We start from the raw sequence: 9,200 nt of genomic DNA, 5'->3' as shown, positions 1-9,200 counted from the left end.
CGGCCGCCCCGCCGTCGCGGGGGTTCTCGGCGTCGGCCCCGTCGTGGTCCTCGTCATGCCTCCTTCCCCGGGGCACGGCGGGCGGGTGCCGGGCGTCCGGTAGATCCCGTGGTTCGCCACCCCGCCGGGCGGCCGGCACCCGCCCGACGTGCCCCGGAGAAGGAGTCATGACGATGACCACGACGGTGACGAAGCCGAGAACCCCCGAGACGGCGATGCGGCCGGGAGCCGCTGAGACGGCCGTGAAGCCGGTGGCCACCGGGTCGGCGAACAAGCGGGGAACAACCGAGTCGGCGATGAAGCCGGTGGTCACCGAGACGGCGATGCGACCGGGAGCCGCTGAGACGGCCGTGAAGCCGGTGGCCACCGAGTCGGCGAAGAAGCCGAGAACCCCCGAGTCGGCGATGAAGCCGGGAACCACCGACTCGACCCGCTGGCAGGAACTGACCGAGTCCGTCCGTGAGGCAGGTCAGTACACGACACGGGCGGAGGCCGAGCGCGTCACCCGTATCGTCCTCTCGGCCCTCGGCGGCCACGTGACCGGCGACGAACGCGTCGCCCTGGCCCAGGCCCTGCCCCGCGAGGCCGGCCGGGTGATCGCCTCCCAGATCCCGGCGACCCATCCGCTGACGGCACGCGAGTTCGTGGAGTCGATAGCCACCCGCATCGAGGGCGCGACCCCGGCAACGGCCCGCTGGGACGTCAGCTCCGTCCTGAGCACCCTCGCCGAGACGATCGGCCCTTCGCTGACCACCAGCATCCTGGCCCAACTCCCGCCGGGTTACGCGCTGTTGTTCGGAAGGGCTGAACTGGCGACCACGGCCAGCTCCTCCGCAGCCCTGTGACGACCTGCCCGGCCATGTGCCGGGCAGGCTAATTCGATGGCAAGGCGAAGTAAGGGGCAGGCCAATCGACAAGTCCGTCTGAATCGGCTTGGGCTACATGTTGCAAGAGGAGGAAAGTGGGGTTTTGTAGTTGATGTATGACGTCCTCGCCTACGAGGGGGGTGTTGATCGGTATTGAAGGATAATCGATACCCAGCAAGCCGCATATATATTCGAGGTGTGCATTTTTGTTTCCCTCGCCGAGCTTGCCGTTGAGGTAATCCCGCAGGCGCGAACAGATGTCGAGCATCGCCTGGCCGCTCGCGGTGATTTTATATACGCCGCCCTGTAGACTCTCGCTTTCCAGGAAGCCTGTCATGAAGAGTCGTTCGGTTTCGGATGCTACGATGGTCGAACGTCGGCCCAATGCCCCTGCTGTATTTTTATGGCTGCGGTGACCGTTCTTCTTTATGTACGAAAGAATGGCGATCTGGAGGCCGGGCCGCTTGGCGGAGGCAAAGCGTATGACGTCCCGCGGTGTCAATCCCCCAAGGGTCACATGCAAGAGGAGATCCCGTGTGATTTCTTCCTGTAATGCTTTGTATGTTGACGCTACGACCTTTTCGTCGTCTGTATTGAAATCCGCAGGGATCCAGAAAACGCGTAAGCGGGACAGTCGGTCTCGCATGGGTGTGTCGAGGTAGGACTGCGTCACTTCGGCAAAGCGTGCCCGGAGCCGGCTCTTATGACGCGCTATGTAAACGGCGGCCGCGACGTCCTGCTCGTTGAGCAGGGTCCTGAGGTCCTTGTCGATGCCGTCACCGTCATGCTTCCACAGCGTCTGCCCTACGACTACTTTCGACCAATCCTTCTTGAGGTCGCACGAGAAATCAAAGAGCTTGCGTTGGCCTTCGGTATAGCCGAAGAGGCCAGAGTTTGATGCGCTCTCCATGATGCGGAGGGCGGCATTTGATAGGTATTCGTGTTCCGGTGAAGTCGCCATGGCGCTGCCTACTTCGCTGCGCTTCGCATGTAATCGCTACCATCCCGGAAAACCAGGTCAATCCCTTCTGTGTGGAGAAGGTTCGCCAAGTCATCCTGCGGCTTTTCTGGGAGCAGCGTGACCAACTTGGGAGGGCGTGGCCTCAGATGGCGCACATAATCTTTGAGCTGGCCTACCGCCGCACGCACTTCCTCGCGAGAGCTCTCCCCGCGCACCGAATAGAGCTCATTCGTGGTGGCGTCGTAGAGATCAGTCGTGAGAGTGGTCGTCGTGCCGGCGATCTTTATTTGGAAGGCGAATACCTCATGCCCTTGCCCGGTGAGCTCCTTGAGATATGCGTCCCGAAGGTCTGACTGGCGATGCTCGGCAATCACGCTGGGCTGAGCCGCCCGGCGGCTTTCCGATACTAGCTTTCTCTTGGTGGCAACCCGCTTGGGTTCGTCCATCCGGGGCTCTGCGACGGTCGCCAAGACCCTGTCTGCAGTGGTCGTTTCGGCGCGCGTAACGGCATCCTTGGGCAGGCGCTCAAACGCACCTTTGGGGCGCAGGCGGAAGACGATGATGCGACGCTGCACCTGATCCTTTCCGTGCGCCTCACGTACGGTGTAGGGCAGGTTGGGATCCAAGGCGAACTCGCCGATGTACCGCTGCTGCTTGGCGCTGGAGCTTGAGCCGGGAACCTTCCCCTCTGCCACAAAGACGCGCAGGGATCTTCCGGTCTCCGCGTGGTACAGGACAGCGGCGTTGCGAGACCCCTTCGTCCCCAGAAACGTTTGGTCCCCGCTGGTGCCTTGGCCTGTGTACTCGAAGATCGGCCCGAACTCGTCCTCCTCCGCCAGCCAACCATCCTCGTAGCCGTACTCCTTACCGCTGTCGTGGTCTACGTAAATAAGGATATTTGGGGTCTTTGTGGACGGAAGAATCCCTCCTTGGTTCCCTCCACCGAACAGTTGGTCCATCTCTGCTCGCGTGGTCAGAAGTCCAGGTGTGATCGACGCTATGCCCATGTACTGACGTTAACTGATCGCACTGACAACGAAGTTGCTCAACTGGCGGCGTTGATCGCCGCGTAGGTCCACACGTCGGCCGGGAGGTCGTGCTCGAGACGCCAGGTGATGGACATGGGCTTGCTTCCGGTGTGGTGGTCGTAGGTGGCAGGGCCAAGGAGCATCCACGGCTGGGACTTGCCGATGTCAGTGTTCTTGTAGCGCCGCATGAAGAGGAGAACGTGGCTGCCGCGTTCCTGGTGGTGCTGGTAGCGGAGACCAGTGGGGGAACTGGCGGCCGTTGCGTTCTGGGACTCCCAGTGGAAGAGCTTTTGGCTCAGGGCGTAGTCCTTGTAGCGGATGGTGGGTGAGAAGTCCTTCTCGTTCTTTTCTAGCGTGATGAGCAGGGCATCTGTTTGCAGGTCTTCAACCCATTGCACACCTTGTGCAAAGGAGCGTGGCATTTGTCCGCCAAGGCGGGCGACGCCGAGGGCGGCGAGGATCTCCGAGCGATTGTAGGCGCTGTGGACCCGCAGCGGCACCTCGCTGAGGCGGCCGATCAGGGGGAGGGGGACATGGTCGGCCTGGTCCATGACATGGGAGATCACCTGCCGGAGTTCGTCCCGGAAGGCTCGCTGGAGACGAAGAGACTCCAGACCCTCCTGGTAGTTGGTGAAGCCGCCCGCGTTGTCCCAGAGGTTGAAGAACAGCATGCGGGCATACGACTGGTCGGTCGGACTCAGGTCCTCGTACGGTGGTGCGTCGTCCTGGAGTAGCCGGAGGTAGGCAGCCGCGCGCTCCGGGTCGTCTACGTGGAGGAAGGCGTGGATCCGCTTGAGGAGTGCAGCTTCCGCGGGGGAGGCGGGTTCATCGATGAGGCCGGCTCGGCGCAGCACCGTCGTCCATGAGTTGTCGCTCTTGTAGAGCTCCTTGATCTCGCGACGGCTTTCCTGGAGGTAGTCGGAGAGGCGCGGAGTTCCATAGGTCCTGACCTCCTTCACCAGGGTCTTCACCGTGGCGCCCAACTGGGTCCGGATGTTGCTGATGACGAGGTCTTTGGACTTGCCTTCGAGGATGATTTGGCAGCCGGACGGCAGTTGAGGGAAGTCTCGCTCGATATGTTCGAGGAGGCGGTTGCGGGACAGGTTGGTCAGTGCACGGAACTGTTCCTCGAAGCGGAACTCTGCTCGGTGCTGTCCGATGAAGTCAAGGACTGTGAGCACGGGCTTGGACTCGGTTCGCCGTAGCCCTCGGCCCAGCTGCTGCAAGAAGACGGTGGCACTGTTCGTGGGGCGCAGAAGCAGCAGGGTGTCGACGTCAGGGATGTCGAGTCCCTCGTTGAACAGGTCGACCGAGAAGATTACCTGGAGCTTGCCGTCCCTCAGGTCGGTCAGTGCCTGGGCGCGTACGTCGGAGGGCGAGTCACTGTCGAGCGCTACCGCGTTGAGGCCGGCCTTCTGGAAGAAGTCAGCCATGAAGCGGGCGTGCGCCTTGCTCACGCAGAAGCCCAGTGCCCGCATGGAGCCTGGGCGGGAGACCTTGTCTCGGATCTGCTTCAGCACGATCCGGGCGCGCGCGTCGTTGCCGGTGTAGAGGTTGTCCAGGTCCTGGTCGGTGTAGGAGCCCCTCTGCCAACCGAGATTCGTCAGATCGGTGCCGTCGGGGATGCCGAAGTAGTGGAAGGGACAGAGCAGGTCATTTTCCAGGGCTTCCCAGAGCCGCATCTCGGCTGCGATTCGACCCTCGAAGAACTCATCCTGGACATTAAGGCCGTCCATCCGCTCAGGGGTGGCTGTCAGGCCCAGCAGTTCCGTCGGCGTGAAGTGGCCGATCACCCGCTGGTAGGTGGTGGCAGTGGCGTGGTGGAACTCGTCGATGACGATGATGTCGAAGTGATCAGGGGCTAGCTGTTCCAGGCGCCGAACATTGAGGGACTGGACGCTGGCGAAGACGTGCTTCCACTCCTTCGGGTCCTGCCCTGCGTGTAGCAGCTCACCAAACGACGCATCGTCCAGCACCTCTCGGTAGGTACGAAGCGACTGCTTGAGGATCTCCTTGCGGTGGGCGACGAACAGCAGCGTGGGTCGGCCAGCACCGTCTTGGTTGCGGCACAGGTTTCGATAGTCCAGCGCGGCCATGACCGTCTTCCCGGTACCGGTCGCTGCGACGAGGAGGTTGCGGTGTCGGCCACGGAGTTCCCGCTCGACTGTGAGCCGTTCCAGCATGTCTTGCTGGTGGGGATAGGGACGTACTTCTAGACCGGAAAGACTGATCTTCACATCCGCGCCCGAGGTAGCTCCACTCGCCTGGGCCAGCGCCTGATCGAGGCGGGTGCCATGGAGATCGGGGTCGTACGTCTCGAAGGCCGGATCGCTCCAGTACGCATCGAACGTCGCCTCAAACTTGTCCAGCACTGCGGGTGTCGCCACGGACGACAGGCGCACATTCCACTCCAAGCCGTCGAGAAGGGCTGCCTTCGAGAGGTTGGAGCTGCCGACGTACGCCGTGTCAAAGCTCGTCTTGCGCCTGAACAGCCAGGCCTTGGCATGCAGCCGAGTGGATCGGATCTCGTAGTTGACCTTGACGGTGGCGCCGAAGTCCCGCACCAGGCGGTCGAGCGCCTGGCGGTCGGTGGCGCCGATGTACGTGGTCGTGATCACCCGAATCGGTACGCCGCGCTCCCGCGCCGCGCGCAGTGAGTCTTCCAGCACGCGAATGCCGTACCACTTCACGAACGCACAGAGCAGATCGATGCGGTCGGCCGTAGCAAGCTCCGCCCTGAGCTCGGCGCCGAGGCTCACATCCTCTGGTGAGTTGGTGATGAGCGAGGTCTCGGACAGCGGGGTCAAGGGGCGCAGGGCGTAGACACCTGGCGCCTCCGGCTTAGCCAAAGTGAGCAGTTGCCGCGGACCATCAATAATCGCGCTCACCGTATCCACGTCCGTGGTGCTCACATCAGTGGGGGTGGTAGTCGCCAGGGCCTCAAGGACGCGATTCGCCGTCTTGACGCGTTCCTCGGGTGGAAGCTGAGCCAACTTCTGCCTGACCGCATCGCCGATGTAGCGAGCCAGCACATGGGGCGCTGACTCGACACTGACCTCGGCGTCAATGGCCGTCCAGCCGGCTGCCTCGAACCGAGCCAACTCATCACGCACATCCTGCGTGATCAGCTTCTCGTAGACGCCCGCGATCGGCTCCGACGGGTCCATCGGCTCTGCCACGGCTGCTTCCCCAATCCCTCATGATGCTTGGGCACGACCCGGCGTCCCAGCATGGATCAGTTGTAACAGCAGCCACTGACAGCAGGGGCCGTGCACGGGAGTTGGCCGGTGTGCGAGGCCGCTAAGCCCCGTGACACCCCTCATACGCCTCCTCCGACCCGCACCAGCACCCCGCCCCCGTCTCCGGCGGCCAGGCCACCGCTCGGCCCCGGGAGGCCAGGGTCGTGGCGTACTGGGGGAGCAGGGTCGGGTCGTCCGGGGAGGTGGCTTCGGAGGCGGCGAAGGCTTCGTAGGAGGGGACGGTGCCGGTGACGATGCCGAGGTTGGCCGTGCCCGAGTTGGAGAGTTCGCGCAGGGAGGACTCTATGGTCGCGAGGTGGGCCTCGTGGGAGGGGTACTCCGTGGCGAGGGCGGGGTAGGCCGAGAGAAGTTCCGCCAGTTCCGGGGCCGGCCAGTGGAGGACGGCGACCGGGAAGGGGCGGGAGAGGGCCTCGCGGTAGGTGCCCAGTTCGGCGCGGAGGCGGGAGATCTCGGCCTGGAGCTCGGCCGGGTTGTCGGAGCCCAGGGACCAGACGCGTTTCGGGTCGTGCAGTTCGTCCAGGGTGACCGGGCCGGTGTGCAGGGTGTCGGCCAGGGTGTCCCAGTCGTCGTGCGGCAGGCCCCGCATCCGGCGGACGCGGTGGCGGCCGTGGAGGAGGGGGTGCAGGGGGAGCGGGGTCTCCGGAGCGTCGGGCAGCAGGAGCCGCGCCGCCTCGGTGAAGGTGTCCTCCGCCGCCTCCAGCTCGTCGTGGGACTCCAGCGACTCCGCGACGATCAGCCACGGGCCCGGGTCGCGCGGGGCCGTGGTGCGGATGCCCTCGATGATCGCCCTGGCCTCTGCCTCATGGCCGTACTCCCAGAGGTTGGCCGCCTTCAGGGCCCGTACCAGGGACGGGTTCTCCAGGGTGCCCGGGGCGGACAGCAGGCGGTCGTAGAGCGTGGTGGCCGCGGGGCGGTCGCCGGACAGCTCCAGGTGGGCCGCCGCCCGCAGGAGCAGGGCCTCGGCGTCCTCCGGGTACAGGCCGGCGGTCCGCTCCAGGCGTGCCGCTTCGGCGGTGTGGTCGACGTTCTCGGCAGGCGTGTCGGGGCGCATGGGGGACACCGTACTGCCGGGCGCCGACAAACGTGCGGCGCGGTGGGCAGGAGCACCCGCGGGCCGTACCGGGGTGCACGGCACCCGCCCACAGGCGCGGTCGCTATCTTCTGTTCCGACAGCGACATCCACGCGGGCACCCGTCCGCGCGGACATCTGGACGTGGGGTCGGGATGCGGTTGACGGGGGAACTGGTCCACGCCGATCAGGAGGGCCCGGCAGCGGCTCGGGAGGGGACGGCCGCGAGCGCGCCGCCCCGGTTCTGGCCGCTGCTGCTCGTCGGCGCCGCCGTCGTGCCCGGGACCCTGCTCTTCCTCGTCGGGCGGTGGGGCGACGCCCCGGCGGTGCAGGCGTGGCGGACCGTGTGTCTGGCGGTCACCGTGCAGGCGCTGCCGTTCCTGCTGCTGGGTACGGCCCTGTCCGGGGCGATCAACGCCTTCGTGCCCGAGCGGGTGTTCCGGCGGATGCTGCCCCGGCGGCCCGTGCTCGCGGTGCCGGTGGCGGGGGTGGCGGGGGTCGTGCTGCCGGGGTGCGAGTGCGCCTCCGTGCCCGTCGCCAACAGCCTCATCGGGCGCGGGGTCACCCCGGCCGCCGCGTTCGCTTTCCTGCTGTCCGCGCCGGCCGTCAACCCGGTCGTCCTCACCGCGACCGCGATCGCCTTCCCCGGCGACCCCGCCATGGTGCTGGCCCGGTTGCTGGCCTCGCTCGCCACCGCCGTCGTCATGGGCTGGCTGTGGCTGCGGTTCGGACGGAGCGAGTGGCTGCGGCCGTCCGTACGGCACACCGGGCACCAGGCGGGGCACAGCCGCTGGGACGAGTTCCGGCTCGGGTTCCAGCACGACTTCCTGCACGCCGGCGGCTTCCTCGTGCTCGGCGCCATGGCGGCGGCCACCTTCAACGTCGCCGTCCCGCGCTCCGTGCTCGACACCTTCGCCGGGACGCCCTGGCTGTCCGTGCTCTTCCTGGCCGCCCTCGCCGTGCTGCTCGCCGTCTGCTCGGAGGCGGACGCCTTCCTCGCCGCCTCGCTCACCGGGTTCCCGCCGGTCGCGCGGCTGGCGTTCATGGTGGTGGGCCCCATGGTCGACCTGAAGCTGATCGCCTTGCAGGCGGGGACGTTCGGGCGGGCCTTCGCCGTGCGGTTCTGCGCCGCCACCCTCGTCGTCGCCGTCGTGTGCAGCGCGCTGCTCGGAGGTGCACTCCTGTGAAACGGTCGTACCAGGCGGCGCTGCTCGTGCTGTGCGGGCTCGGGCTGCTGCACATCTCCCTCGGCACCGATCTGTGCCTGCGCTACGTCAAGGAGAGCATGCGGCCCCTGCTCATCGCCTCGGGCGTGGTGCTGGTCCTGCTGGGGATCGCCGGCGCCCTCCTCGACCGGAAGGGGCGGCGCCGGGACGCCGAAGGAAAGGGGCATCAGCACGGCCACGGGCACGGGCACGACCATTCCGGGATGCCGCGCGTCGCCTGGCTGTTGCTGCTCCCCGTGCTCAGCCTGCTCTTCTACGCGCCGCCCGCCCTCGGCGCCTACACCGCCTCCCGGCAGCCGGCCAAACCCGTCGGCGGGGCGAGCGCGTTCGCCCCGCTGCCCGCCACCTCGCCGCTGCCGATGACCCTGTCCGACTTCACCCGCCGGGTACGGCAGGACCGCACCCGGGCCGTCAAGGGCCGCACCGTCCTGATGACCGGCATCGTCACGCCCCGCGGGAAGGACGGCTGGGACCTGACGCGCATCATCATCAACTGCTGCGCGGCGGACGCCCAGTCGGTGAAGGTGCGGATCTACGGCGGACCCGTGCTGCCCACCGACACCTGGGTGTCGGTCACCGGGAGCTGGCACCCCTCGGGCACCCTGGGCACCGGCTCGGCGCAGGTCGCGCTGGACGCCGGTACGGTCACGAAGGTGCCCCGGCCGATCAACGGCTACCAGGACGCCCTTCCGCTGCCCACCGCGCGGTCCGGGGGGTCCTGAAGCGCCGTGACGGCCGCCGTCGCTTGAGGGCGACGCTCCCTCCGGAAGGCAGGCCCTAAGCGCGGTGC

7 protein-coding genes are annotated in these 9,200 nt (G+C 66.5%); 3 read left to right on the top strand and 4 right to left on the bottom strand.

The window, feature by feature from the left end; translation table 11 throughout:
- The first annotated feature begins 404 nt into the window (after nt 1-404).
- Entirely contained in the window at nt 405-845 is a 441-nt protein-coding gene (locus FRZ03_RS20945; protein ID WP_146466697.1) for a DUF2267 domain-containing protein, read from the top strand.
- Between the two features lie 28 nt (nt 846-873).
- Here the strand turns inward: FRZ03_RS20945 and FRZ03_RS20940 are convergent, their stop codons facing one another.
- The 4 genes from FRZ03_RS20940 to FRZ03_RS20925 all read right to left on the bottom strand — a co-directional run bounded on the left by FRZ03_RS20940 (nt 874) and on the right by FRZ03_RS20925 (nt 7,166).
- Nucleotides 874-1,827 carry a hypothetical protein gene (locus FRZ03_RS20940; RefSeq protein ID WP_146466691.1) on the bottom strand — a complete coding sequence of 318 codons (954 nt, stop codon included), beginning with the start codon at nt 1,825-1,827 and terminating at the stop codon, nt 874-876.
- An 8-nt stretch (nt 1,828-1,835) separates the two neighbouring features.
- Entirely contained in the window at nt 1,836-2,834 is a 999-nt protein-coding gene (locus FRZ03_RS20935) for an SRA domain-containing endonuclease (protein WP_146466690.1), read from the bottom strand.
- A gap of 38 nt (nt 2,835-2,872) precedes the next feature.
- The gene (locus FRZ03_RS20930) at nt 2,873-6,022 is read right to left on the bottom strand and encodes a DEAD/DEAH box helicase (RefSeq protein ID WP_186785541.1); all 3,150 of its coding nucleotides are present in this window, start codon (nt 6,020-6,022) and stop codon (nt 2,873-2,875) included.
- A gap of 133 nt (nt 6,023-6,155) precedes the next feature.
- Nucleotides 6,156-7,166 carry a hypothetical protein gene (locus FRZ03_RS20925; protein WP_146466689.1) on the bottom strand — a complete coding sequence of 337 codons (1,011 nt, stop codon included), beginning with the start codon at nt 7,164-7,166 and terminating at the stop codon, nt 6,156-6,158.
- Between the two features lie 173 nt (nt 7,167-7,339).
- Here FRZ03_RS20925 and FRZ03_RS20920 point away from each other — a divergent pair, with 173 nt between their 5' ends.
- On the top strand, nt 7,340-8,371 hold the full coding sequence (locus FRZ03_RS20920) for a permease (protein ID WP_146466688.1): 1,032 nt from the start codon (nt 7,340-7,342) through the stop codon (nt 8,369-8,371).
- Entirely contained in the window at nt 8,368-9,132 is a 765-nt protein-coding gene (locus FRZ03_RS20915; protein ID WP_146466687.1) for a TIGR03943 family putative permease subunit, read from the top strand. Before FRZ03_RS20920 ends, FRZ03_RS20915 begins: the two co-directional genes overlap by 4 nt.
- Nucleotides 9,133-9,200 lie beyond the last annotated feature (68 nt).

It is taken from the genome of Streptomyces misionensis, assembly GCF_007896895.1.
GTDB lineage: Bacteria > Actinomycetota > Actinomycetes > Streptomycetales > Streptomycetaceae > Streptomyces > Streptomyces misionensis_A.
Note: the sequence above shows the minus strand (reverse complement) of the source record. Positions and strands in the feature narration are given on the sequence as shown.